Annotated in this window: 19 protein-coding genes; 10 read left to right on the top strand and 9 right to left on the bottom strand. The window is 64.3% G+C overall.

The features are described from left to right. Positions 1-61: 61 nt before the first annotated feature. Together ACFQ6S_RS26630 and ACFQ6S_RS26625 are read right to left on the bottom strand one after the other, a co-directional pair. A complete protein-coding gene (locus ACFQ6S_RS26630; RefSeq protein WP_383414713.1) occupies positions 62-1,405 on the bottom strand; it encodes an FtsK/SpoIIIE domain-containing protein in 1,344 nt (447 codons plus the stop codon). Between the two features lie 14 nt (positions 1,406-1,419). Continuing rightward, entirely contained in the window at positions 1,420-1,779 is a 360-nt protein-coding gene (locus ACFQ6S_RS26625; protein WP_383414710.1) for a hypothetical protein, read from the bottom strand. 148 nt (positions 1,780-1,927) lie between these two features. On the opposite strand from ACFQ6S_RS26625, the gene ACFQ6S_RS26620 reads away from it, so the two are divergent. The 4 genes from ACFQ6S_RS26620 (at position 1,928) to ACFQ6S_RS26605 (ending at position 4,700) form a co-directional block, all read left to right on the top strand. Continuing rightward, complete coding sequence (locus tag ACFQ6S_RS26620) at positions 1,928-2,299, top strand: winged helix-turn-helix domain-containing protein (protein ID WP_383414707.1); 372 nt, start codon at positions 1,928-1,930, stop codon at positions 2,297-2,299. A 233-nt stretch (positions 2,300-2,532) separates the two neighbouring features. Beyond that, positions 2,533-3,747, top strand: a complete 1,215-nt coding sequence (locus tag ACFQ6S_RS26615; protein WP_383414704.1) for a helix-turn-helix domain-containing protein — start codon at positions 2,533-2,535, stop codon at positions 3,745-3,747. A gap of 18 nt (positions 3,748-3,765) precedes the next feature. After that, positions 3,766-4,251 carry an NUDIX domain-containing protein gene (locus ACFQ6S_RS26610; protein ID WP_383414702.1) on the top strand — a complete coding sequence of 162 codons (486 nt, stop codon included), beginning with the start codon at positions 3,766-3,768 and terminating at the stop codon, positions 4,249-4,251. Between the two features lie 14 nt (positions 4,252-4,265). Beyond that, on the top strand, positions 4,266-4,700 hold the full coding sequence (locus tag ACFQ6S_RS26605) for an NUDIX hydrolase (protein WP_383414699.1): 435 nt from the start codon (positions 4,266-4,268) through the stop codon (positions 4,698-4,700). A gap of 61 nt (positions 4,701-4,761) precedes the next feature. On the opposite strand, the gene ACFQ6S_RS26600 is transcribed toward ACFQ6S_RS26605, so the two are convergent. Next, positions 4,762-6,537 carry an IS481 family transposase gene (locus ACFQ6S_RS26600; RefSeq protein WP_383415836.1) on the bottom strand — a complete coding sequence of 592 codons (1,776 nt, stop codon included), beginning with the start codon at positions 6,535-6,537 and terminating at the stop codon, positions 4,762-4,764. Between the two features lie 1,344 nt (positions 6,538-7,881). Here ACFQ6S_RS26600 and ACFQ6S_RS26595 point away from each other — a divergent pair. The 3 genes from ACFQ6S_RS26595 (at position 7,882) to ACFQ6S_RS26585 (ending at position 11,916) form a co-directional block, all read left to right on the top strand. After that, on the top strand, positions 7,882-9,834 hold the full coding sequence (locus ACFQ6S_RS26595; RefSeq protein ID WP_383414696.1) for an ATP-binding protein: 1,953 nt from the start codon (positions 7,882-7,884) through the stop codon (positions 9,832-9,834). Next, positions 9,827-11,023 (top strand): hypothetical protein, encoded by a 1,197-nt coding sequence (locus ACFQ6S_RS26590; protein ID WP_383414693.1) that lies wholly within the window; start codon positions 9,827-9,829, stop codon positions 11,021-11,023. The genes ACFQ6S_RS26595 and ACFQ6S_RS26590 overlap by 8 nt, the downstream gene beginning before the upstream one ends. Before the next feature lie 89 nt (positions 11,024-11,112). After that, positions 11,113-11,916: an HNH endonuclease gene (locus tag ACFQ6S_RS26585; protein WP_383414690.1), complete on the top strand. Its 804-nt coding sequence runs from the start codon at positions 11,113-11,115 to the stop codon at positions 11,914-11,916. 332 nt (positions 11,917-12,248) lie between these two features. Here the strand turns inward: ACFQ6S_RS26585 and ACFQ6S_RS26580 are convergent, their stop codons facing one another. The 5 genes from ACFQ6S_RS26580 to ACFQ6S_RS26560 form a co-directional block, all read right to left on the bottom strand. Beyond that, complete coding sequence (locus ACFQ6S_RS26580) at positions 12,249-15,383, bottom strand: type I restriction endonuclease subunit R (protein WP_383414687.1); 3,135 nt, start codon at positions 15,381-15,383, stop codon at positions 12,249-12,251. Further along, on the bottom strand, positions 15,383-16,651 hold the full coding sequence (locus ACFQ6S_RS26575; RefSeq protein WP_383414684.1) for a hypothetical protein: 1,269 nt from the start codon (positions 16,649-16,651) through the stop codon (positions 15,383-15,385). Before ACFQ6S_RS26575 ends, ACFQ6S_RS26580 begins: the two co-directional genes overlap by 1 nt. Continuing rightward, positions 16,648-18,393 (bottom strand): N-6 DNA methylase, encoded by a 1,746-nt coding sequence (locus ACFQ6S_RS26570; RefSeq protein WP_383414681.1) that lies wholly within the window; start codon positions 18,391-18,393, stop codon positions 16,648-16,650. Before ACFQ6S_RS26570 ends, ACFQ6S_RS26575 begins: the two co-directional genes overlap by 4 nt. A gap of 1,296 nt (positions 18,394-19,689) precedes the next feature. Beyond that, the gene (locus tag ACFQ6S_RS26565) at positions 19,690-20,049 is read right to left on the bottom strand and encodes a hypothetical protein (RefSeq protein ID WP_383414678.1); all 360 of its coding nucleotides are present in this window, start codon (positions 20,047-20,049) and stop codon (positions 19,690-19,692) included. Between the two features lie 232 nt (positions 20,050-20,281). Beyond that, the gene (locus tag ACFQ6S_RS26560; protein ID WP_383414675.1) at positions 20,282-20,785 is read right to left on the bottom strand and encodes an ATP-binding protein; all 504 of its coding nucleotides are present in this window, start codon (positions 20,783-20,785) and stop codon (positions 20,282-20,284) included. 285 nt (positions 20,786-21,070) lie between these two features. Between ACFQ6S_RS26560 and ACFQ6S_RS26555 the strand changes: the two genes are divergently transcribed. Together ACFQ6S_RS26555 and ACFQ6S_RS26550 are read left to right on the top strand one after the other, a co-directional pair. Beyond that, complete coding sequence (locus ACFQ6S_RS26555; RefSeq protein ID WP_383415834.1) at positions 21,071-21,280, top strand: DUF397 domain-containing protein; 210 nt, start codon at positions 21,071-21,073, stop codon at positions 21,278-21,280. Positions 21,281-21,432: 152 nt separating this feature from the next. Beyond that, positions 21,433-22,356 carry a helix-turn-helix domain-containing protein gene (locus ACFQ6S_RS26550; protein ID WP_383414673.1) on the top strand — a complete coding sequence of 308 codons (924 nt, stop codon included), beginning with the start codon at positions 21,433-21,435 and terminating at the stop codon, positions 22,354-22,356. A 48-nt stretch (positions 22,357-22,404) separates the two neighbouring features. On the opposite strand, the gene ACFQ6S_RS26545 is transcribed toward ACFQ6S_RS26550, so the two are convergent. Then, positions 22,405-23,220, bottom strand: a complete 816-nt coding sequence (locus ACFQ6S_RS26545) for an SAM-dependent methyltransferase (RefSeq protein WP_383414670.1) — start codon at positions 23,218-23,220, stop codon at positions 22,405-22,407. Positions 23,221-23,503: 283 nt separating this feature from the next. On the opposite strand from ACFQ6S_RS26545, the gene ACFQ6S_RS26540 reads away from it, so the two are divergent. Beyond that, a complete protein-coding gene (locus ACFQ6S_RS26540) occupies positions 23,504-24,985 on the top strand; it encodes an MFS transporter (RefSeq protein WP_383414667.1) in 1,482 nt (493 codons plus the stop codon).

The raw sequence follows: 24,985 nt of genomic DNA, 5'->3' as shown, positions 1-24,985 counted from the left end.
ATGGCTCGGGTAGGGACCTGGCGCGATGCGGTCACGCCGACCGGGATGGGGCGGGGAGGGATCAGGCGGCTTCGGTGAACGGTTCGACCGCGGGCGCTTGGACCGGGTCGAGGTCGAGCACCGGGCGAAAGCGGGCCAACTCCGGGATGTCCGGGGTGAGGTCGGCGTGCCTGTTGCAGGCGGTTACGGCTTCCCGCATGGAGGTGTGCGGGGCACGGATGCGGGTCCAGTCGCCGTTGGAGTGGCCGACCACGGCTATGCCGGGCCGGTCGTTGCGGATCTGCGTGGCGGCGAACACCGCGTGCGGGGACACGTCGCCGAACGCCATCTTCGCGGACGATTCGTCGTTGACCCGATGCGCCATCCGCCCGGTGAGCTGGGCGCGCAGCATCGTGATGCCGTCGCCGAGTTCGGAGCCGAAGCGCTGGCCGTAGATGTCGAGGAAGATGCCGGCGGCGCGGCCGAGCTGGGCCAGGCGGACCAGGGCGACGATGATGCGCTCGCGGCGCTTCTTCTCCGCTGTGGTGGTGAACAGGGCGAGTTCGGCGATCTCGTCGATGGTGAGCACCACCGGCACCGGCCGCAGGTACTCGGGCAAACCCCAGATGTTCGCGGTGATCTCCGCATCCGGGGTGTCGGCGCTGATCCGCTGTTCCCGACGGATCACCTGATACGTCGCCTCCATCCGCGCCACCAGCGCTTCCAGCAGGTCGGCCGCAGCCTCGGGGTTGTCCGCGAGCGCGGAGAACCGGCGGGCCAGCGGGGAGAGTTCCACGCCGCTCTTGCAGTCGATGCCGACCAGCGCGACGTGCTGCGCGGCGAGTTCCTTGATGACACGGCGTTGCGTGACGGACTTGCCGGAGCCGACCGCGCCGAGGGTGACCGAGTGCGGCACCTCCTTGTAGTCGCGGTAGTGGACCGAGCCGTCCTCACGCAGCGCGACTGGGATGCGCAGTTCGCTCCGCTCGGTCCGGGCTGGCATCTGCACGCGTTTGAGCACGTCGTAGCCGGTCGTCGCGATCTCGACGACTCCGGGCTTGATCTCGCGTGAGGTGACCTGGTGGACGCCGAAGGCGTGCCGCAGCCGGTCGACGGCGGCCGAGTAGTCGAAGGTGTCCTGTCCCGGCATCATCCGGATCCGCAGCCGCAAGCCCGTCCGGGTCGGCTTGATCCACATCAGGCGGGGGACACGCTGCCGCGGAGTGTGCCATTTGAAGAGCCGGGCCAGCCAGAGCCGGAATCGGGAGGCCGGGACCGTCAGGTCACAGGCGTCCATGACCGACGCGTAGCGGATACGGACCTTAGCCGTGGCGTAGACGACACCGAAGGTCATCCAGAACCAGGCGGGGTAGCGCCACCGAAGCAGCAGCGCCAACCCGGCAACGTCCAGCACAACGGCGATCATTAACCACTTCACGGTCAGGCCGCCTTCAGGTTCTTCGAGCCGCCGGCATCCACGGCAGTGACCGCGACCGCACGGAAGCTGATGCCGTGCCGCTTCTGGCCGTTGAACTCGTTCTCCCACGGCCGCGCCACCAGACCGGTCAACGCCACCTGGGTACCCATCGCCAGCTCACCGGAGATGGCCGACTCCCCCACCGTGACCTTGACGACCTCGGCGTTGCCGTTCATCACGAACAGCACGTCCAGCGTCACCAGAAGCTCACCGGTCTGCCTGTCCGCAGCCCGCTCCTGGGTCTTCTGGTTCGCGTACTTCGGCTGAGGCGGTTGAGCCACCATCAACGTCGCGCCGGCGGTTTCCACGGGGATCTGCTGCATGTTGGAACTCCTTGTCGACTTGACGTACTTAGTACGTCATCTCTTGCTTCGAGCATGGACCTGTATCACTTGGTGTGTCAAGTGGTTAGGTGTCGACTCCTGTCCGAGCAATGTGCTGCACTAGGTACGACAACCACTGAGAGGGGCTATGGCCGACTTCACGACGGGGCGAGCCGCGTACTTGCAGATTGCCGACGAGTTCAAGCGCAAGATCCGAGACGGGAAACTCACTCCAGGGGACAAGCTGCCGTCAGAGTCCGAGTTGATGGCCAAGCACAGCGTGTCCCGCACGGTGGCCCGGCAGGCGATCGCTCGGCTCCGCGAGGACGGCTACGCGGTGTCTCACCAGGGAAAGGGCAGCTTTGCTGCACTGCCCGGCGAAGGTGGCGCGATGAAGCGCAGCCCTGAGTTCGAGCAGATTACCGAGTATCTGTCGGAGGTCCGCCGGGACGTACGCCGTCTTGCGGAACGGATGGATCAACTTGAGGACCTCGTACGGCAGCAGGGTCAAGGGCGGTGACCACCTCATCGGCACGGCGCGCCAGTTCCGCCACCTGGTTGCCAAGCTCCTTTATCTGATTGATCAGTTCCAGCCGTTCTGCTCGGGTCAGCGCCATCGTGGCCCCTCGTTGCAGTCTCGGTTTCGCAGCTCCTCGGGTTGTCAGCAACGCTAGGGCCGGTCCAGCTCAGCACCCCGGAAAATCTCTCCGGGGTCGCGCGGAGGGATAGGGGGACGCTCTTCCCATGCGAGGAATGACGACGAACCTGACGATCGGTGAGCGAGTCGCTTGGTACCGCCGCAGGCGCGGCATACCGCAGGAAGTGCTGGCGGGGCTCGTCGGCCGTACGGTCGATTGGCTGAGCAAGGCTGAGAACAACCGTCTTGAGCTAGACCGCCTCTCGGTCATCAAGTCCCTGGCAGACGCGCTTGACGTGTCTCTCGGAGACCTGCTCGCCGAACCAACCCTCATGGACTGGACCCAGGACAGCGGCACGCGCACGGTGCCGGCGCTTCGGTCGGCGCTGATGAACTACCGCCAACTCACACCGCTGTTGGGGCTCCCGACTGAGGGCGAGCCCACGCAACTGGAGGAACTCCGAAGCAGCGTCGCCGAGGTGATGGACGCCTACCAGGCTTCCCGCTATGGCTTCGCGACCCGCCGCCTGCCGCTGCTGCTTACCGATGCACTCATTGCTGCGCAGGCGTACGAGGGCACCGATCGCGAGCAGGCCAACGAGCTGTTGGCCCTGACCTACCAGAGCGCCGCCATGGTGCTCGGCAAGGTGGGCGAGGTCGACCTCGCGTGGATTGCAGCTGATCGCGGTTTGGGCGCGGCACAGCAATCCGGCAACCCTGCGGTGACCGGATCGCTCTTCCGATCCGTGGCTCACTGCCTTCTCACGACCGGCCGCTTCGACGCTGCCGTACAGCTGGTAGGCGACGCAGCCGACTACCTTCGGCCCGGGCTCGCCGGCGCCAGCCCTGATCTCCTGTCGATCTACGGAACGCTGTTCCTCGCCGGCTCGATGGCAGGGGCACGAGCAGACGACCGCTCGACCGTGCGCGAGTGCCTCGCCGAGGCCGAGCAGGCTGCCCGCCAGCTCGGGCGAGACGCGAACCACATGTGGACCGCCTTCGGCCCGACCAATGTCGTCATCCACCGCGTGGCCACCGCGGGCGAGATGGGCGACATGCAGGTCGCAATCGACCTGGGCCCACAGATCGACACCCGCAGCCTCCCGACGGAGCGGCGGACGCGGCACAACATCGAGGTTGCTCGCGCGCTCAGTGCACACAACCGCATCGACGACGCACTCGCAATGATCCTTCAGGCCGAGTCTTGGGCCCCCGAGCAGGTACGCAGCCATTACCTGGCCCGCGAGCTGGTTCTCACGTGGGTCCGCAACTACCGAGGGCAGCCGAGCCAGGCCATGGCAGGGCTGGCCGATCGGCTCCACGTGGTCTAGGTAGGTACGCTCGGCTGCATGGCAGCGAACGAGCACGAAGCGAAGATGGCGCATCCGCGCATGGCCGCGGGTGCGCTCTTCTTTGATCTAGACGGGCGCATCCTCATGGTGGAGCCCACCTACAAGGACTACTGGGACATCCCTGGTGGCTACGTCGAAACCGGCGAATCACCGCTGCAAGCTGCCAGCCGAGAGGTACGCGAGGAGCTGGGGATCACACCCGCACTCGGCCGCCTGCTGGCCGTCGACTGGGCACCCAACGGCGCCGAGGGCGACAAGGTGCTGTACCTGTTCGACGGCGGCGAGCTCACGCCGGAGACAGTGAAGAGCATCCATCTCCAGGCCGACGAGCTCAAGGCCGTCAGGTTCGTACCGCCGAACGAGATCGTAGACCGCACCATCCCGCGACTGGCCCGCCGGATCCTCGCCGCGATCGAGGCACGGGCCGAGAGCGCACCCGTTTACCTCGAGCACGGCCAGGCGCCGTCCAACCGAGCCGCATAGCAGCGGTGCGGGAAATGCAGGCGAGTCCGAAACACTCGGTTTCGGTCGCAGGAATCACGGTTCGCGGGGACGGCAGGATCCTCGCCATCCGCAGGGCGGACAACGGCGCCTGGGAGCCACCCGGCGGAGTCCTGGAACTCCACGAAGACCCACAGACAGGCGTCGTACGCGAGGTCCTCGAAGAGACCGGCATCAAGGTCAACGTCCGCCAACTCACGGGCGTCTACAAGAACATGAACCTTGGCGTCGTTGCCCTGGTCTTCCGCTGCGAGCCAACGGCCGGCGCGGAGCGCACGTCTGGTGAAACAAACGCCGTTGAGTGGCTCACGCCCGACGAAGTCCGCGAGCGCATGTCCGAGGCCTTCGCGCTAAGGGTCCTGGATGCCCTGGATGGCATCGGCCCCCACGTGCGGAGCCACGACGGTGTACGTCTCATCACCGCACCCTGATCGCTGTCGAGTCTCAGTTGATGGTTGACGGGTCGGCGTCGGGTGATGCTTGACGTCTGCCCTAGACGATCTTCCGGCGGTTGTGTTCGCCGGACTTGCGGACGACCACCTCCTTCCTGGTGACGCGGGGGACGGTGGTGATCAGCTCGGTTCCGTGGAAGACGCGGATGGTGTCCTCGCTCAAGTGGGCGGTGACGACCTGGCGGGCGTGACCGCGGCCGAGCTGGATGCGCTGGCCTGCGACCACGAAGCCGCCGGTGCTGCTGACGGTGCGCTCGGCGACCTGCTCGCCGGGCGGTGGCAGCAGTGGTGGTGGTCCGGCCGGGCGGCCGCCTTGCAGCCGGCGGATGGCTGACGGCGGCAGTGGGCTGGGCAGGGTGGCCTTGAGGATGCGCTGTTCGTCGAGGACCTGGAGCACTCGCCCGTCGAGGCGCAGGGTGACCCGCTGCCCGGCGAACGGCCAGCCGATCAGGACCTTGTCGCCGCCCAGGCCGACGTAGCCGACCGCGTTGACGGTGCGGTCCACCTCCACCACCTTGGCGGAGTCGACGGCCGGGCCGGGATCATCTGGCCAGGGCCCGGCCGGGCGGGCGTCGCCACTGGCCAGCAGGGCTTTGAGGTCCCGGCCGGACAGCTTCGAGGGCAGCGTCTTGTGCCGTGCCCCGCCGATGAGCACGTGCAGCCGGTTCACGTCGATGCGCAACGTCACCCGAGTGCCGGCCAGGGCCGGGCCGAACCAGATCTGCTGCCCGCGCAGGCTCAGGTTGCCCGAGGCGGGAACCTGCCGCTCCACCTCGATCGCACCGATCTCCCCCTCGGCCAACGGCCAGGCCAGCGGCGCCGGTTCAGGCGGTGGAGTCGGCGGATCCTGCTGGGTGACCAGGTCGAGGCGGGCGGGCAGAACCAGCGGCAACGCTTCTTGCCCGGTCCGCGGCTGGGGCACGAATCTGCTCGCCGGGACGGCCATGTCCAGGGATTGGTGCGGCCGCATCCGGTTGTAGTCCTCCAGCCACACATCCACCGCCGACTGCGCGGCTGCAAGATCGGTGAACGGCACGGAGCCGTCGAGGAGTTCGCGTCTGAGTGTCTGATGGAACCGCTCGATCTTCCCGGTGGTGGTCGGGGACTGCGGCTTGGTGAGGCGGTGGGTGATGCCGTTCTCCCGGCAGATCCGGTCGAACATCGTCTCTCCGGGCCGCCCGGAGCCGAACCGGGCGGTGAACTGCTTGCCGTTGTCCGTCAGCACCTCCTCGGGCACTCCGAACCGCATCAGGGCCTCGCCGAAGGCCCGACAGACCGCGCGGGCGGTGGCCCGCTCGACCACCTTCGCGATCACCATGAACCGTGAGTGGTCGTCGATCCCGGTGACCATCTTGCACTCGCCGCCGCCCGCCAGCAGGATGCCGCCGACGATGTCCATCTGCCACAGTTCCATCGCCGCAGACCGTTCCCACCTGCGGTAATCCGACCGGCGCCGCTTACGGACCCCGGGCTCGACCAGAGCGTTGCGGACCAGGACCCGGTAGACCGTCGCCCGCGACGGAACCGGCGCGATGCCCCGCCGCTCCAGCTCGTGCACCAGGCGGCGCGGGCCCCAGCCGGGATGCCGGCGCCGTAACTCGCAGACCACCGCTTCCACCTCCGCCGCGATCCGATGCGGACACGAGGCCGGCCGATGCGACCGGTCCGCCAAGCCCGGCAGACCCGACTGCTCGTACTTGCGCACCCACGCATGCACCGACTGCCTCGACACCCCATACCGGGCTGCGACTTGAGTGACCGGAACCCCCGCGGCGACCTCCATCACCGCGTGATACCGCTGCTCGACCACGCTCAACTCCACCAGCACGGCCCCGGCCCTCCCCATGCGCCACATCCAGGCGCACAGCCAAGCCGAGGCAAGCGGTGTCAAGCATCAAGTGAGGCCACAGCGTCAAGCATCAACCGAGACAAGACACCGCACCCTGATCGCTGCGCGGACAGAGTTTCCCTACTTCATCAAGGCTCGCCGCGCTCGCTCGTCGGCGGTCGACGGCGCTTACCGATCATCGCCAACCCGACCGCCGCAGACTCCGCCCAGGCGCATCAATGGCCGCTTTCGGCCCGCATGCCACCCCCACCCCGATCCGGCATCAGGAAGGTGAAGAGCAACAGCAGCTAGACCCCAACGCCCCGTTCAGGGGTCACGCCGCACCCCTTTCCACCCGGTTGCCTACAGAAGTAGGTCGGATCAAACCGAGGGCCGCGCCAAGCGCGGCGGCGCCGGTCGGTCGCCGCCGCGCCGCCTCAATGTCTTCGCCACCGGCGCACGTCGCCGCCCGCCCGTCGCCGCACGCAGCGGCCATATTCCTACACGGGCACAGGGACAAGCAGTAATCCACAACGGTGCAGGTCAAAGACGCTTTGTGCTACCGAAAGAGGCCGGATCGCGGTGGCGGTGGCATACGGGCCGACGCTGCCAGATCCGCGGGCGTCCGTACGCCCCGCAGATCCCGCACCGAGCTGCCGGCCGAACGGCGAACGCGGCCATGACGTGGGAGAAACCCCGTCGTGGCTGGGGCGGTCGGCTCCACGACTTTAGCCAGCCACTTTGGCGCGAGCCTCGAAGATCATGGCCCCAACGTCGTGCTTTAACGGGCAGGTCAACAGACTGCCCGACGCTCCGGAAGCTTACGGGGCCATGATCACTCGCGCCAAAGCAGCTCCCGGCCAAAGTCGCTACGCCAACCTTGTACCGCAAGAGCACAGGGAGTGGTACAAGAGATCTTCCGTGGCCTACTAGCCGCGGGCTTGGGGGCAACATGAAGTGTCAGTGCAGCCACTACCGTCTCGGGTGCAACAACTCGGATGTCTGGAGATGCAGCGCCATTGCTGGGCCTCAGGCATGGCCGAGGCGAAGCGGCGTGACAGATGACGACAGCTACTCCCCGATCCAAGGTTGCCTCACCGATTCACCGTTCGGCGGCCCCGTTCTTGGCTTTCGCCATCACACAACATTGCAAGTGATTACACTGATCCCGCCGGCGCGAAGCCCCGTAGTAACTAATAATACCAAGCCGGGACCATCGAATGAATGTACGTCGGCCAGGCCTAGACCGTGGCGGCACGACAGGACGACGTGTGCACACAGGAGCAAGAGCTCAGAACGCCTGACTCTGCAGAGAGGAGGCAAGAACCGTCGATGAGTCAATTGCGACATACGCACGACCAGGAGATTGCCAATCAGCTTCGCCAGGTAACCAGTCAGATGGAATCTATCGAGTCCACGCTGACTACGAATGACCGCGTCATCGCTCGCGTTACTGACGGCATCTACCGTCAGCCTGGGTCGGCAGTTCGGGAACTCATCGCGAATGCCTATGACGCCGATGCTACATGGGTGTCAATTAAAACAGACGCACCCAATTTTAGCCGCATCACGGTTGAGGACAATGGCAGCGGGATGACCCCTGAGGCAGTTATCCATTTGCTCCACAACATCGGCGGTAGCGCCAAGCGCACAGAGCAGGGTCAGGAACTTGGTATTTCCTCACCGGGCGACCCCACCACCAGCCCTAAAGGCCGCAAGCTCATCGGCAAACTCGGGATTGGCATATTCTCCGTTTCGCAACTCACCCACAGCTTTCAAATCATCACGAAGACGGCGAATGATCGGCATCGCACGGTCGTCCTCGTAAACCTGAGTCAGTTTGCCGACAAGCCCGTTGAAAGTGACGATTCTGAATTCCAGGCGGGACGCTACCAAGTCTGGCGAGAGCCCACTGAAGACGTCAACGCACATGGCACAACCATCGTTCTCACGGCTATTCGCCCTCAGACCAGGGATACCCTACGTAGCGAGCAGTTGTGGGGTGCTATCGATAACCATGTTGCTGGAGGAGCAGAGGCAAAGACTCGCTCCGCCATTCCCGCTTATCATATTGGCCATCTTGATTCACATGGCCTCCACGTTGAATACCAGAAACACAAGCTGCGCAGCCTTCCATGGGACGATCGAGACACCCCCGAGGAGGCATTTGCGAAAATGGTTGATAAGGTCTGGAAAGCCGCGCAAGGACGCACGTCCGTAAAGCTAACGGACATCTTTGACGCATATCTCCAGATGCTCTGGAACCTCTCGCTCGCACTCCCCTTTCCCTATGTTGGCAAGAGCGTCCTGGATGAAAGCGTTGCAGACGACTGGGCCTACTTTTACAAGCTATCGAATAGCCCCAAGGGAGCAGCCCAGCAACTCCAGAGCGCCGACCCGGGTATTACTGTCCGGGAACTTGCCGAGCTACCTCCCGCCCAAGTTACTCACCATGATTTCAAAGTTCTCATCGATGGCGTGCAACTCAGTCGACCCCTAAAATTCCGCAATCTACCCACAACGCAGCATGTCCTAAAGAAGCCAATGGTCTTCGTTGGCTCACAACGACAGGAATTCAAGGGAATCAGCCAAGATGTTAGCGCCGGACCACTGGAATTTGAGGCTTACCTATTCTGGACACCAAAGATCGCACCGACTGAAAATCAAGGCGTCCTGGTCCGCATCCATGGAGCAAGTGGCACGCTATTTGACTCTACTTTCTTTAACTACCAGGTTGCGGAACTGACACGGCTTCGCCAGATCACCTGTGAAATTTTCGTGAAGCAGGGACTCGAAGCCGCTCTCAACATCGACCGCGAGAGCTTCAACACCGCTCACCCACACACAGTCGTCCTCACGCGCTGGCTCCATAACTCCCTGCGCCAGCTTGCCAATACACAGAAGCGACAAGCACAGCAACTCCGACAGGAGGCTCGGGGTTCAGCAAAGCGGGACACAGAAAGCCGTATCAGTCGCATTGTAGATTCTGCTAACTCGCTACGAACTGACGGTGAAGGCGTAGTCCCTCACATTCGATTCACGCGTGGCGATGAAAAAGCCGCGGCAAGACCTGAGGGAATTACTCAATCGTTCGACCTGGATCGCATTATCGAGGAGATCCCGGAGACCTCCCTCCCTTCACCGAACCCGAGCAATCTACGCAAGCTTGAAGCGATCACTAAGATCCTATCCGTTTATGGGGTTCTCGAACAGCTAACCCCCAAGGAACAAGACAATCTGCTTGGATCCATCCTCGGCATCATGGAGGCTGAAAACCTTGTCTGAAGAGGCGACAGGCTCCGACGAGTCCGATGACCTCCTAGCTCTCCTCGGCGAGGGGCCGGTTCCCTTTCCAGAGAGAACGGAACGCAAGTTTCAGCCTTGGCACCGGCCGCGGAAGCAGTACGTGCGAAGAGTTCAATGGTGCCGCGAGATCGGATTTCTTGCGCGCGATCTACAACTTGCCGATCGAGAACTTCGCTACTTGACCCTGCCCGGAAATGATCTTCTGGATATACGTCATATTGCGGAGAACATTTGCTCTCCACACGATGTCAAGCTGCGATATCTTGGCTTTAATTCGGCTGCGGCTCCAACGGCAGCTGACCAGCCTGAACTGAACGCTGCCCAGTTTTCCATCAATAGGCTGGATTGCATTCAACCTCAGTCAGAGGTTTTCCCTGGAGATTTTCGCTCTGTAGGGGAAGTACGCTCAGTCCCATGGCAACGCATGAGACGCGAAGGACCGTTCCATGCGATCAACATCGATCTATGTGGCGGATTCGCAGTTCACGAAAAGGGGGAGGGAGCGCCTAACTATTTTGCCGCATTGCAGGAAATTCTACACAACCAAGAAAGCTCTGATGAAGAATTTCTTCTCTTCATCACAACCCGAATGGATGATGATAATGTCGACTCTGAGGCAATGAAGACTCTGCTTCGGTTGGCTCAAGATATCCACGATACATGCCAGAAGTATTCGGCTGCATTCGCTGCTGCTTGGGGACTTCAAGAAAGTAGCGGACCTGTACGCATGCCGGAAATTGTGGGCACAGGCGAAGCTTTCATGCTAGGTCTAACGCAGTGGATTATCGCGAGTGGGGTGAGTTTCGGCCTGAAAGCATACGTACGGAGCTTTATGACATACCGTACAGGTTCGGGTGATGGCGAAGACGACATCGTCTCATTGGCCATCCGCTTCAAGCCAGACCCTATTACCCGCCCCGATGCTTACGGCCTCGCTAGGACCTCTACCTCGGCGCCATCCGCGGCCGATAAACTATGCGATCAGTCAGCTATTGTTCCCCGCCGAGTCCGCGAACGCGCGCGCGTAGACGAGATTCTTCGGAATCAAGCCGATGAGTTCGAGAGATGTATTGCTGAGTCTTCTGCGCTCCTTAATGCTGCCGGGTATGACGCGAGCCTGTACCGCGATTGGCTTACACAAGTAGACGGTCTAAATATGGCTAAGTAGTCTGGAAGAGGCCGAGATCGCTAAGCCCGCGCATCAGAGGACGCGAAGTCTCTAGTCGAAGATCTGCTGAGCCGGCCATACTGTCCCGCATGCCTACGGATGTCAACGAGCGCGATGAGTCGAGAGCTCCCGACGGAACTCTGTGGTGGGAGCTCTCGATCCGGCCGGGAACCAGGAAGCAGCGTTTCGGCCAAGAGTGCCGATTGGCGGCTTGGCTTTGGTTCAGGAAGGACGTAGGCGATACGTTCACGATGCGAGAGCTCCGGGCCGCTCTGGGCCCTGACATAGCCCAGAGCTCGGAGCACTTGAATCGCAGGCTGCGCGAGCTCCGGAAGTGCGACTGGGTCATTCCGTCGCAACGAAATGACGCCACTCTCGCTCAGGACGAGTACCGTCTAGAAGCCAAGGGGGGAAAGCTGTGGATCGACAGTGAGCGAGCGAAGTACGAGAAGTTCGCCCCGAGTGCTAGGGTTCGACGGTTCGTCATGGAGCGTGACGGCTCTCGTTGCAGGATCTGCGGAGCGGGCGTCGACGAAGACTACCCTGGCGAGCCGGGAACGAAGGTCAGACTTACAATCGGCCATCTCGTGCCGCAGGAGCGACTTAAGTCCCGCGGGGCCCGAGACGACATCGACAACTGGCGCGTTGAGTGCTCTCGCTGCAACGAAACGGTTCGGGACGAAGTGCCTGACCCCGAGCAGTATGACGAGGTCCTCGCGGGGTTGAAGCGGCTCACCAACAAGGAGGCGGGTGAGCTTCTCAACTGGATGCGGAAGGGCGAACGCCCCCGGTCAAGGGTCGATCACGCTTACGACCGCGCGCGCAAGCTGTCTCATGGAGATCGGAGTGCGCTGGTTAATTACCTCGCCAAGCGGCTCGGTGAGACTAGCTGATCTGGGAACGCTCGTCGAGTAGTCGCTCGCTTCCTCGACCAGCCCAGTCACAGTTCAGACGAGATCACCAGCCCCTCTCCTATTGAGGTTGTCCCGCTCTCTCACCGAGTCCAGACCCGCTGCTTCGGCCTGGATGGCCTCCAGCCGGACCCTCTTCAGAATCCGATCGCCTGGTCTGTCAGGAACCCTCCCTCGTCCTCCAGTTGGTCCCATCCATAGCGGTGGAGTTGGCCGACCGAGGACAACTCGGCCTGCTTGATGACGGGGGATCCTGCTTATCCTCACCTCCGCAGCGGGATGGTCTGCAGGGGCGGGACATACGTGTGCCGTATCTAGGTATCCACCTGGTGATCGACCGCTGCTTCGTAGAAGGCATCCGCGAGGGCGACGATGATCGAGTTGATACCCGGCCCGTCGGTGAAGAAGTAGTCAGCCATGGTGTTGTGGGCGTCCTGGTTGTCTGCGACCGCCTCCGTAACGGCTGCTTGGAAGTCTGGCGACTCCAAGAACTGCTTTTTGGAGTTCACCTTGGTCTGGTTGATCAGGTTCGGGTCGGCGAGCAATCGCTGGACGAGCCCTTGCACGAACTCTCGTACCTGGTACTCGGCGAAGGATTCGGCGCCGAATAGGTCGTTCATCTTGTCTATGACGACTTGGAGTGCAACGTACTTCGGATCCTTCTTCGTGCCCGTGCCGGCGGCGCTGATGCCCTTCAGTTGTCCGTCGCCCACGAGTGAGATGTCGACCGGGTTCGCCTTGTTGTGCTTGACCCCGACCAGGACAACGTCGGAGAGGTCTACATCGGCGGCCCAGGCGGACTCGGCGATGACATTCTCCAGCAGGCGCAGGAAGATGGAGAGCATCTCCATGTAGGGGTCGCCGTAGTCGACGACCTGGGACATGAAGTCGTAGAGACGTACGTAGGTGGAGACATCCTTGCGGAAGAGGTCGAGCGCGTTGAGGGCAACCTTGTCCTCTTCCTCGATCGCTCGCGCGTAGCGGCGCCGAAAGTCGTGCTGCGCTGGGCTGATCGCCCCCGAGAGTGCGTTGTTACCCTTCCGGGTCACCCACAGTTCGGCGACCTTGCGGACGTTGTCGTCGGTGTAGATTCCGGCCTGGGCGAGCTTGTTAGCCAGGTGGATGACGATATACGGGTCGGTCTCGGTCTCCACGGTGGCACTCTTGAAGTACGGCTCGAAGGCTGCCTTGATGTCTTCGGGCTTGTTGGCGAAGTCGATGACGAACGTCTTGCGCTTCTGCTCCCCACCGGCGGTGCGATGGGTGCGGTTGAGCCTCGAGAGCGTCTGCACCGCAGTGAGCCCCGGCAGCTTCTTGTCGATGTACATTGCCGAGAGGAGGGGCTGGTCAAAGCCGGTCTGGAACTTGTTGGCGACCAGCATGATTTTGTACGTGTCGCCCTTGAACGCGGCTGCAAGATCAGCCCCGGCACCGGGGTTCATGTTGGCCTCGGTGAACTCGTCATCCTCCGATGGTTGCGGGCCCCAGTTGCTGTGCCAGGTCTCGTCCTCGGTCATCGTCACCCCGCCCGAGAAGGCGACCAGCGTGCGGTAGTTGTACGAGGCATCCGAGGCGCTGCGCTTCGCGATATAGGCGTCGATGGCCCGCTTGTATTTCACGGCGGACCTGCGTGTGCCGGTCACCACCATCGCCTTCGCCTTGCCTTCGAGGAGATAGGCGACGTTGGCGTGGAAGTGCTCGACGATGATCTGCACCTTCTGACTGATGTTCGTCGGGTGGAGCTGCACCCACCGCATCAGCCCCTTGCGGGCCGCGGCCTCCTCGACCTCCCCTCCGTCACCGCTCTCAGCCTTACCGGCGATCTTCAGCGCGGTGTCATAGGACTGGTAGCCCTTGAGCACGTCGAGGATGTAGCCCTCCTCGATCGCCTGCTTCATCGAGTACAGGTGGAACTCGCGCGGCTTTCCGTCGGCCCCCTTGCGGCCGAACAGCTCCAGCGTCTTGTTCTTCGGCGTCGCGGTGAAGGCGAAGTAGGATATGTTCTCCGACTCTGCCCGCTCGGTCATCTCCGAGGCCAAGATCGACTCCACATCGATCTCGCCGCCCTCCTCGATCTCCTTGATCTCCTCGGCCGTCAGCACCTGCTTCAGCTTTGAGGACATCTGGCCCGACTGAGAGGAGTGCGCTTCATCGGCGATGACGGCGAACTTCTTGCCCTTCAGGCCAGCGTGGGTCCGGATCTCGCTCAGCGCATGCGGGAAGGTCTGCACCGTCACCGCGATGATTAGCTCACCGTTCTTCAGTGCCTGCGCCAACAGACCCGACTTCGACTTTGCGCCGGCCTTGCGGACGTCCTCGGGGCTGATAGTCGTGACGATCTTGCCGGTGCCGTCGATCTGCCGGATCGCATCCTGCAGCTGGGTGTCGAGCACGGTGCGGTCCACGATCACGATGACCGAGTCGAAGAGCTTCCGATCATCGACATGGAGCCGCGCCAGCCGGTGGGCCGTCCAGGCGATGGTATTCGTCTTCCCCGACCCGGCCGAGTGCTCAATCAAGTACCGCTGCCCGACACCCTCCTCTTTCACCGCATCGACGATGTTTGTGACAGCCTCCCACTGGTGGAACCGAGGGAAGAGCATGCTTGTACGCCGCACCGACGTGCCGGTGGTGACGTCCCACTCTTCCTTGGTCTGCACGATCATCAGCCGCCCGATGATGTTCAGCCAGGCGTGTTTCTCCCAGAGGCGTTCCCACAGATACGCCGTCGACGACCGTCCGTCCGCGCCGGGCGGGTTGCCGGCACCGCTGTCGAAGCCGATGTTGAACGGCAGAAAGTGGGTCTTCTCCCCCTCCAGCCTCGTGGTCATCGCCGCCAGGTCATTCGAGACCGCGAAGTGCACCAGCGCCCGGTGACCGAATGACAGCAATGGCTCCGGCCGCCCGTTCGTCAACGGATTGCGATCCTGCTTGTACTGGTTGACTGCCTCGTCCAACGACTGGGTGAAGTCGGTCTTCAGCTCCACCGTGGCCACCGGGAGCCCGTTGACGAAGAACACCAGATCGATACTGCGCTGGTCGGCGGTCGAGAAGTGCACCTGTCGCACCACCCGCACCCGCATCGCCTCGTAGTGCGCCGTCGTGGTCTCGTTGAGCGACGTTTCCGGACGGAACTGCGCCATCTTCAACCGACCACCGCCGATGTACTGCACCCCGTTACGCAGGATGTTCAGCGTCCCACCGCCATGTTCCAGCGGCCGGTCGAGCGCCGCGGTCAACACGTCGAGGAACTTCGCCTGCGAGCCCGCCGCCTTTAACGCCTTCTGGTACGCCGACTTCTGGGTCTTCTCCAGCCACGCGAATAGGTCATTGGGGAACAGTGCCCGCTCGCGGTCATATCCCGTGTCATTGGCCGAGTACAGCCAGCCATGGTCCCGCAGGAACTCGCAGATCTCCGTCTCGAAGACCACCTCGTGGTGGTCAGCCATCACGCCACCTCTCGTACGTCGATCTGCCCCGTCACCGCCGCCGTGATCAACGCCGACCGACGCTCGCGGGCGAGCTCGATGAACTGCTCGGCCTCCACGATCAGTCGGTCGATCCCTGTTGTCTGTTCGTCCAGTCTTGTGATGAGTCGGCGCTGTTCTTCAATGGGAGGAACTGGCATCGGGAGGTTCACGATGTCGGCCTGACTGACGTTCAGCATCGAGTGACTCGCGCCCGTGGCCTCCAACTCGATCAGATCGCGCCACCTGCGGCTCCCGAGGACAGCCGCTACAAACCGAGGGAGTGCCTGGTGCTCGTCGAGCGTGAACGCGTAGAGCTTGTCGCAGAGCATGAGTCGCGGAAAGTCACCGTCGACCACCGCGGCGCTCCCGACCAATTCGCGTGTGTTGGCACGCGACACGATGAGGTCACCCCGCCGTACCACGATGCCTGGTCGCGGAGTTTCCTCACTCGGCAGCTCCTTGTTCTCCATGGGCCGGAATCGACCACCGTTTGCAGCCCCTGCCTTGAGGACGGCCCACATCTCAACACCATCGGCGGCCCAGGCGTAGCACTGCGGGCTCCAGCCCTGACGTACCGACTGGATGATGTGCTTCAGCCGTGGCCCACTCGTCTGGACGTCGGAGACCGCTACTTCAACCGCCGCTAGCCGACGCTCGCGGAGCAGCTCGATCAGCCGCTGTTGCTCCTCGATGAGTGTGTCGATGCGGGCTGTCTCATGGCCGAGGTAGTCGGCGATAGCTCGCTGCTCCTCCAGGGGAGGCACCGGCAGCGGGAGATTGTCCAAGTCTGGCTGCTGCACTCGACGGTCAAACGTCGTCTGCGCTCGCGTGTACAGAAGGTATTGGTCAAGGTATGGCTGCGATCGCAGCAGGTGATGAACGAACCGCGGAAGCAAGGCGCCGCGCGACCTGAAGACGCGGTAGTCGGGGCTGACCGCTCCTGCCCGCAGGGACACGCCGATGCCGCCGCCGATCAGCCACATCGGGTTAACCACAAGGTCGTCGATTTCGGCGACGAGGTACTTCGGCAGGCTGGCTTCGTCGGGCTCCTGACGCCCCCCCATCTCAGCTCGCGCGACGACTTCGCCTGTCGAGCGCAACGACAACATCTCATGTGCGAGGTCGACATTTCGTCGATCGAGTCGTTCGAACAACCCCTTGAAGCGAACGACGTCCCACGACTCGGGCCGGTTCTCAAGCAACTCGGAGACGGCACGGTGTGCACCGATCAGCGTCAGAGAGCTCACCCCTCGACCTCCCGCAGTAGGTCGAGGATCTTGGTGACCTGCTTCTCCAGGTCGGCATCGATCTCGGCGAGCAGACGAGGTGGAATGTACCTGTAGAAGTGGCGGGTAAAGGGAATCTCGTAGCCGGTCTTGGTCTTGGCCCAGTCGATCCAGGCGTCAGGAACGTGCGGCTTCACCTCCGCGTCGAAGTACGTCTGGATGACTTCGTGAGTCCCTGCCGCGCCGACGGTTGAGCCGCCGTAGGTGTAGGGCACGTTTTCGGTGTCACGCTTTTTCGAGTCGGGTTTCGGGTTGCCCTTGCGGTCGACGACAGGTTTCCCGTCCGCATCGAGCAGGGGCCGCTCGACGGTGATGGTCCAGTAGCCGAACTCGTCGTTGCGCAGCACCTTGGAGAGGTCGGGATCGGCGTCCTCGAAGTCGGCATATAGCCTCACGATCTTGGCGCGGTCATCGTCGCTGATCTGGCGTCCCTTGGACCCGAGATTTTTGCGCATCTTGGTCCAGAACGACGTGCCGTCGATGAGCTGGATCTTGCCCTGACGGTCGGGGTGCTTGGTGTTGTCAAGGATCCAGATGTAGGTTGCAATGCCGGTGTTGAAGAACATGTTGGTCGGCAGGGCGACAATCGCCTCGACGAGGTCGTTCTCCAGCAGCCACTTGCGGATGTTAGAGGGGCCGGATTCAGCGGCGCCGTTGAAGAGCGGCGAGCCGTTCATAATGATGCCGACGCGGCCGCCGCCGTCCTCGGGTGCGCGCATCTTGTGGGCCAAGTGGAGCAGGAAGAGCATCTGACCGTCCGAGGTCGCGGGGAGTCCCGGCGCGAAGCGGCCGTAGGGGCCGGCGGAGTCGCGCTCCTCCTTGACCGCCTTGGCGTACTGCTTCCAGTCCACCCCATAGGGCGGGTTGGACATGCAATAGTCGAACTGACGGCCCTTGAAGGCGTCGTCGGTGAGCGTGTTGCCGAAGGCGATGCTGGTCGCGTAGTGGCCCTTGGCGAGCAGGTCGGACTTGCAGATGGCGTACGACTGCGGGTTGTACTCCTGACCGTACAAGCTCAGCTTCGCCCCGGGATTCTGGGCGAGCAGGTGCTCCTCTGCCAGGGAGAGCATGCCGCCGGTGCCGGCGGTGGGGTCGTACAGCGACCGGATGATGCTGCCCTCACCAAGGTCGACGTCCTTCTCCGCGAAGAGCAGGTCAACCAGCAGCCGGATCGCGTCGCGCGGCGTGTAATGGTCTCCGGAGGTCTCGTTCGCGGCCTCGTTGAACTTGCGGATGATGTATTCGAAGGCGTCGCCCATGTCGGAGTTCGACACCACATCGGGGTGGAGATCGACGGCACCGAAGGACTTGACGATCTCGCGCAGAAGCCCGGCCTTCTCCAGGGCCAGGATCTCCTTCTTGAAGTCAAAGTACTCGAACACGTCCACGTCGGCGGAGAACCGGTCGATGTAGTCAGCGAGGTTGTCCGTGAGCCCATCCGCATCGGCCAGCAGGTTCGAGAACTCGTAGTTGGAGGTGTTGTAGAACGTCCGCCCCGTGGCCTTCTTGACCTCAACCTTGAGCCGGTTCGGGTTCTCGTACCTCGCAGCCAGCTCCCGTACCGCAGCGCGGTCCGGCTCAAGTACGCAGTCGAGCCGTCTCAGGATCGTGAACGGGAGGATCACTGTCCCGTACTGGTTGGGGCGGTAGGGGCCCCGAAGCTGGTCAGCGATTGACCAGATGAAGCTACCGAGCGTGCTCACAAAGGTTCCTCACGAGAAACGTCTAGCAGTGGCGATCACTTTGCCAGAGGCAGCAGCCAGCGTCCCGTGCTTCAGCTATCGGCCCCCCTCCAAGGGCTGAAGCGCTGACCTGTACCACCATCTCCGGGCTTCCTGGCGTTGATCCAGTCATCCCGGAACTTGACCCGCCGGAGCCTGCCGCCCTGGGGACCTAGGAGGACGTGACCGTCACAGCCAGGCTTGGCGTAAGCGTCCAGGTGACGTTTCACGTAGGGCAGCAGTTCGGTCGGGAACGTAACCGGCGGACACCGTGCGCATCGGTGGTCTCAAAGTCGATAGCAGCCCAGGTGTCGCTCAAGGGATGCCTTCCCCGGATGCCCTCCCCTGACATGGGCAGGTTCCGTGAGAATAGCGTTGCGAACGGTCGCTTCGAGCAACGGGGCCATGAGATCGCGCATCAGGCCTTCTTGAGGCCCATCGGAGCCAGCGCTGCCCTTGTGGACCATCCGTGGACAGGCGCCAACTGTTTCGCGTCAATCAAGCCTCTGACCAGCATTTTGTCTGTGAGGCAATAAGGCCTCCGGAGCCGTGTGCGCAGGTTCGAATCCTGCCGGGGGCACCCTGTATGAGGTGCCCAAAGACCCCGTCATCAGCGGAAACGCTGCGGTCGGGGTCTTCGCGTTTGTGACGGCGTATGCGGCGCTGAGCCACCCTGGGGCGGGGTCTGTGCACTGTTCGTGGACAGGATCTTGGGGCAACCGTCCAGGTCAATCTGGAGTATCGCGATTGGCAGCCGGCCGCGAGCACGGGCCGTCATCGCCCCAGGGGCGGGCGTCCGTGGTTCCGGGCACTGTTCGTTCTCGGCACGCAGCCTTGTCGACCACCGCCAGAGATCGGGCAACTGCTGGGGCGAACAGGCAAGATCCTCGCGCGTGGCGAGCACACGCCGGAGGAGATGTGCGCCGAATCCTCGACGAGGTCGTTCCCGAGCAGCCCTCAGCTCACCCAGAACTGGGGCACCCGGCACACCCCCTCCGGCAAGACCATCGGGGCCCAGCAGCGGCGCTCTGAGCGGGCGAGCGGCGTGGGCATGCCTAGCCGAACCCGGGCCGACCAGGATGCCCCGGCTGTCGGTCCCAGTGATGTGCCTCCTCGCCGGGGAGCAGTTCCGCTGCCTGGTGCTGGGTGTGTGCGGCTGCTATTTGGGCCTCTGCCACTACGTCTCCGCGTTCGCGCACCAGGTCTTCATATATCGGCAGGTGCTCGTTGTTGGCGGGCGTTCGTGTCACTTTGCCGTTCCTCCGCTGGGTAATGCCGTCAGGACCTGTTCAGCCGGGCGGCAATTCCGTGCCCCAGCGCCAGATAGAGGACGGCCGGAAGACCGTAATTGAGGACGACCCGTAGCCCCTCTGTGTCCATCGTGAAAATGTCCTGTGCCCATCCGGAAAGCAGGTCGGCGGAGCCGTGGACGAACTCCACGAAGGCGTTCCCCTGGTTCGCTTCGAGCAGGTACAGCGCGATCCACAGGCCGAGCAGACCGGCCGCGACATCGGCGATCGTGCAGATCGTCAGGGCCGCTCTCCGCGCCGTGGCCTGGTTGCGCGCGGAGCGGTCGGGGGCCTGTGCGTGTGCGTGCTGGTCATACGGCTGGTATCCGGAAACCGGGTCGGTGTTCACGAGAAATCCGATCTGACGCGTTACTGGGGACGACAGGTCGCTCCACGGTGCCGGGAATTCGGCTTTGGTGGGGTGACTCGCTTCTGTCTAGTTCTGCGCCAGAGGAACGTGGCCGTGTTACACCACGTACCGGGGTGTCCCAAATATGGCGGCCTATTAGGGCACTTGCCTAAATGTTCATGCCCGAGGGCACATTTGCGGATGCAGCGCCGCGGGAAGGGGACCGCTGGGCTCAGACCTGCTCGCCGGTCGGCAGCATCGCCCAGACCGTCTTGCCCATCGGGTGCCGTCGGGTCCAACCCCAGTGCTCGGACAGGGCGTCGATGATGCGCAGCCCGCGGCCGTGCTCGTCGAGCGGGTCGCTGGTGTGGGGGTACACGGGTGGGTGGTCGCTCGGGTCGATGACCGCGCACACCAGGTGGGCGGGGCGGCGGAGGCTGAGCTTGAGCCAGACCTCGGGCTCGGCCGAGGGATGCGGCCCCGAACGGGCCGGGCAGTGCGGTACGGCGTGCAGTACGGCGTTGGCGAGCAGTTCGGTGACCACCGTGAGGGCGTCGGGGCCGCAGTGGTCCAGCTCCCAGGCGTCCAGAGTGCGACGGACGAAGTCGCGGGCCTGACCGCAGCCCTGTTCGGCGCCGACGAGGCGCAGGGCGACGGCGCGAGGTGAGGTGCGCGGGGCTTCGGACCTGGTGAGGTGACGCGGGCCCGGAGTGCCGCGGTGCGCTTCCGGCGTCACGGTCGACCCCGCAAGCGGCGCAGCGCCACTGGGCAGTCGGAGGCCTTCGTACGCAGGTAAGGACACGACGTCTCCCTGATACACGGTCAGGACGGGGCGTCTGCGCTGCACTTGACGCCGAGGGCTATTATCCACGCCGATGGCGTCTCCGTGCAATTTCACGGGAAATTGCGCGAGTGGTGTCGACGCAGAGCACGTGGTGCGGTCCGGGTCCGCTGGGGCGACGGGGCGTACGCGTGGCGGAACGTGAGCAAGGAGAGTGCAGTGCCAACAGCATCGAACGGCATGCGGGCCAGCTCGTTGGGCGTCCGCTGGATCAAGAGCCGGCACAGCAATGCCGAGGGCAACTGCGTCGAGGTGGCCGCCCTGAGCGACGGCAGCGTCGCGATGCGCAACTCCCGCCACCCCGACGGACCGGCCCTCGTCTACACGCCCGCCGAGATCGCGGCCTTCCTGGCGGGCGCGAAGGAAGGGGAGTTCGACCACCTCGTGTGAAACAGGGCGCTCGCCCGGGAAGATGCGACCGGCGAGGGCGAAACGCCGCCGCCAAGCGGAAGTTGAGCCTTCCACTTCCCGCGGTTGCGGCGGCACGGGGCGGCGGGATGCGATAATGCGGTCTGTCGTATGCCGGTCTACGGGGAGTCAGGATGTCCGCCGAGTCACCTCGCATCTCCCGCCTCGAACCCTATCTGGACCGGACCGAGCCCGCGCCGACCCTGCTGAAGATGCTGGTCGGCGTCCAGTTGGCGGGTATCCGCGAGGACCTCGGTCTGTCCCAGGACCAAGCGGCGCGCGCCGTGGGATTCAGTCCCGCGAAGCTGTCGCGCATCGAGGCGGGCAAGAGCCGTCGGCCGCCCACGGAGGCGGACGTGCGCTCCCTGCTGGAGCACTACCGCGCCGAGGAGTACGAGGCCTCGGTGCTGCTGCAGTTGCTGCGCCGAGCCGGTGAGCCGGGATGGTGGCAGCGCTATGACAAGCGGCTGATGCCCGAGTGGTTCGACCGGCTGGTCGGGCTCCAGGAGGCCGCGTCGGCCATCCGTACCTATGAACTCCAGCATGTGCCGGGCCTGTTGCAGACCGAGGACTACACCCGGGCCGTCGTCGAGCGCGGACTGCCGAACGCGCCGGCGCGTGAGACACAGCGGCGGGTGGAGCTGCGGATGCGGCGACGGGAGCTGCTGCACCGTCCGGACGCGCCTCAGCTGTGGGCGATCGTCGACGAGTCGGTGCTGCTGCGGGTCCTGGGCAGCCGTGAGGTGATGCGGGCGCAGCTGGAGCACCTCGTGGAGATGGCCCAGCGGCCCCATGTGACCGTACAGATCGTGCCGCTGGACGTGACCAACGCCATGGCGCCCGCCATGCCGGTCACCTATCTCCGGTTCGGCGGCATCGAGCTGCCCGACATCGTGTATCTGGAGCACATCAAGAGCGCGGCCTTCCTGGAGGACCGCGACGAGACCGAGGAGTACCGGCTCGCCCTGGACCGGCTGGGCGACGAGGCCCTCAACCCGCGCGAGTCACTCGACCGAATGCGCGCGACGATGGAGCGGTACTCCCCCGCGGCTACCTGAGCGCGGTACTTCCCGGCGGCCTCCTGAGCGCCGTACTCCCCCGCGTCGCTAGGGGAGTCGGCCCACGCCGCCGAACTCGATCCACTCCTGGGTGAGCTGGCGCGGTGCCACCTCGGTGTCGGGGCGCCAGGTGGACACCTCCACCAGGCCGGGTTCCAGGATCTCCAGGCCGTCGAAGTACTCCGCGACGTCCTTCTCCTCGCGCACCCGGCCCCAATGCCCCTGGGTCGCCTGGTTCATGAAGTCGGTGACGAAGTCGCGGACCTTGGGGTCCTCGCTGACCAGCTGGCACATCACCATGAAGCTGCCGGGCGCGAGGCGCTCGCGCACCCGGCGGGCCACGGCGAGCGGACCGTCCGTGTCGCTGTCGGGGATGCAGTGGAACACCGAGTTGAACAGCACCGCCACCGGCTGCGAGAAGTCGATCAGGCGCTCGGTGTCGGCGTGGGAGAAGATGCCGTCGGTCTGGCGCATGTCGGCGTGGATGACGGCGGTGTTGTCGTTCTGGTCCAGCAGGGCGCGGCCGTGGACCAGGACCATCGGGTCGTTGTCGACGTACACCACGCGCGAGGACGGGTCGATGGCCTGCGCGACCTGGTGGACGTTGTTCTGGGTGGGCAGGCCTGAGCCGTGGTCCAGGAACTGGCGGATGCCGTAGTCGCCGGCCAGTGTCCCGACGACCCGCTGGAGGAAGCGCCGGTTGTTCAGCGCGAGGGCGCGGGTGCTGGGGACGACCTTGTCCAGCTCCTCGCAGGCGGCACGGTCCGAGGCGTAGTTGTCCTTGCCTCCGAGGTAGTGGTCGTACATGCGCGCGGCGGTGGGGACCGTGGCATCGATCGACGTGGACAGCTTTCCAGGCTCCATGGCTTCCCCCAGGGGCAGGACGGCCGAGGAGATCACCTGGCCGACAACACATCCTAGGGAGAGGGCAGTTGGTGGGCCAGTCCGTCGGTCAACCACCACACGAAAGACACCCCTGACGGGGAGTCCACCCGGGTCAGTTGTCCGAGACCGTGATCATCGATGTGTCGTCAATTGTTCGTAGGTGTCTACGAGGTGCACGCCACGTGTTCCGGTTTGGTGTATACGACAAGCCATTTCGAACTAGGGTTGTCGACCGGAAGCCACATTCGACGGGGGTACGCACGTGGCCGAAGCGGCGCGCTCGCAGGACGACACCGCGCACGAGGGGGGCAGGGCCGGCCGGTTCACCGGCATGGGTCCCTTCATGCTCGTCTGGAGCGGGCAGGCGGTATCCCTGGTCGGCAATTCCGTCCTGAGGTTCGCCTTCGTCTTCGAGACCTGGTCGGCCACCGGCCGGGCCACCGCGCTGACCACGCTCTCGCTGTGCGCGCTGCTCCCCCAGGTGCTGCTGAGCCCGCTCGCCGGAGCCTTCGTCGACCGCGTCAGGCGGCGTACGGCTCTGCAGCTCGCGGACGGTGGCGGACTGCTGGTCGTGGCGCTGCTCGGCGTCCTGCACTTCACCGGCGGACTGCACACCTGGGAGGTCTACGGGGCGGTCATGCTGCTCGGCTGCGCAGCCGCCTTCCAGTTCCCGGCGCTGGGTGCCGCCGTGCCGCTGCTGGTGGACAAACGGCAACTGCAGCGGGCGAACAGCCTGTTGGCGAGCGCCAAGAGCACGGCGGACGTCGGCGGTCCGGCGCTGGGCGGCCTGCTGGTGGCGCTCTCCGGGCTCGGCTTCATCATCGTCGCCGACCTGGTGAGCTTCGCCCTCGCGCTGGCCGCGATCCGGTTCGTACGGCTGCGGGGGGACACCGGTCCCGGGCAGAAGCCGGCCGGCGCCCCGCGCAAGAGGCTCCTCACCGAGGCCGTCGAAGGGATGCGCTTCCTCTTCCGCCATCCGAGCCTGCGCGATCTGATGCTGGCCTTCTGTCTGGTCAACCTGGTCATGGTGTTCGGCTTCGCCGCCGTACAGCCCATGGTGCTGGCCCGGTCCGGCGGCGAGACCTCGGCGCTGGCCAGCGTCAACACCGCGATCGGGATCGGCGGAGTCGCGGGCGGGCTGCTGATGGCGGCCTGGAGCGGGCCGAAGAACCGGGCCCGGGGGATGCTGCTCGGGATCATCGGCATGTGCCTGTCCGCCCAGGTGGCGATGGCGCTGGCGGGCGGGGTGGTCGGCTGGTGCGCGGCCATCCTCGTGGGCGCGGCGCTGATGCCGATGATCAACGGCGTGATGCAGGCGATCGTGCAGACCAAGGTTCCGCAGGAGTGGCACGGCCGGGTCTTCGGTGCGGTGGTGTTCCTGTCGCAGATCTCCGTCCCGCTGGCCACCGCGATCTCCGGACCGCTCGCCGACCATGTCTTCGAACCGCGGGCCGCGGACGGCACCGGCATCTTCGTCGTGCTCGGGCCGCTGGTGGGGGACGGGCCGGGCAGCGGGATGGCCGCCATGCTGCTCATCGCGGGCCTGTGCGGCATCACGGTCGCGGTGCTGTGCATGTCGCGGCGCACCGTACGGGACATCGACTCGCTGCTGCCCGACGCGGCGGCCGACTCCCCGGAACCCACCGACTCCGACGAAGACTCCGGGCGCCCCGGCGATCCCGAGACCCCGGAGAACCGCGACAAACCCGACAACCCCGAGAACAAAGCACTCGTGGAGGGCTGA

Source organism: Streptomyces sp. NPDC056479 (assembly GCF_042795335.1).
GTDB lineage: Bacteria > Actinomycetota > Actinomycetes > Streptomycetales > Streptomycetaceae > Streptomyces.
The sequence above is the reverse complement of the archived record's forward strand: the minus strand, read 5'-3'. Positions and strand labels throughout refer to the sequence as shown.

Bases quoted from the DNA above. Each gene is read 5' to 3' on its own strand.
- ACFQ6S_RS26555 (WP_383415834.1), top strand. From the start codon at position 21,071: ATGCGGGCCAGCTCGTTGGGCGTCCGCTGGATCAAGAGCCGGCACAGC.
- ACFQ6S_RS26580 (WP_383414687.1), bottom strand. From the start codon at position 15,383: ATGGCTGACCACCACGAGGTGGTCTTCGAGACGGAGATCTGCGAGTTC.
- ACFQ6S_RS26610 (WP_383414702.1), top strand. From the start codon at position 3,766: ATGGCAGCGAACGAGCACGAAGCGAAGATGGCGCATCCGCGCATGGCC.
- ACFQ6S_RS26615 (WP_383414704.1), top strand. From the start codon at position 2,533: ATGACGACGAACCTGACGATCGGTGAGCGAGTCGCTTGGTACCGCCGC.
- ACFQ6S_RS26545 (WP_383414670.1), bottom strand. From the start codon at position 23,220: ATGGAGCCTGGAAAGCTGTCCACGTCGATCGATGCCACGGTCCCCACC.
- ACFQ6S_RS26620 (WP_383414707.1), top strand. From the start codon at position 1,928: ATGGCCGACTTCACGACGGGGCGAGCCGCGTACTTGCAGATTGCCGAC.
- ACFQ6S_RS26605 (WP_383414699.1), top strand. From the start codon at position 4,266: ATGCAGGCGAGTCCGAAACACTCGGTTTCGGTCGCAGGAATCACGGTT.
- ACFQ6S_RS26625 (WP_383414710.1), bottom strand. From the start codon at position 1,779: ATGCAGCAGATCCCCGTGGAAACCGCCGGCGCGACGTTGATGGTGGCT.
- ACFQ6S_RS26585 (WP_383414690.1), top strand. From the start codon at position 11,113: ATGCCTACGGATGTCAACGAGCGCGATGAGTCGAGAGCTCCCGACGGA.
- ACFQ6S_RS26595 (WP_383414696.1), top strand. From the start codon at position 7,882: ATGAGTCAATTGCGACATACGCACGACCAGGAGATTGCCAATCAGCTT.
- ACFQ6S_RS26630 (WP_383414713.1), bottom strand. From the start codon at position 1,405: ATGATCGCCGTTGTGCTGGACGTTGCCGGGTTGGCGCTGCTGCTTCGG.
- ACFQ6S_RS26550 (WP_383414673.1), top strand. From the start codon at position 21,433: ATGTCCGCCGAGTCACCTCGCATCTCCCGCCTCGAACCCTATCTGGAC.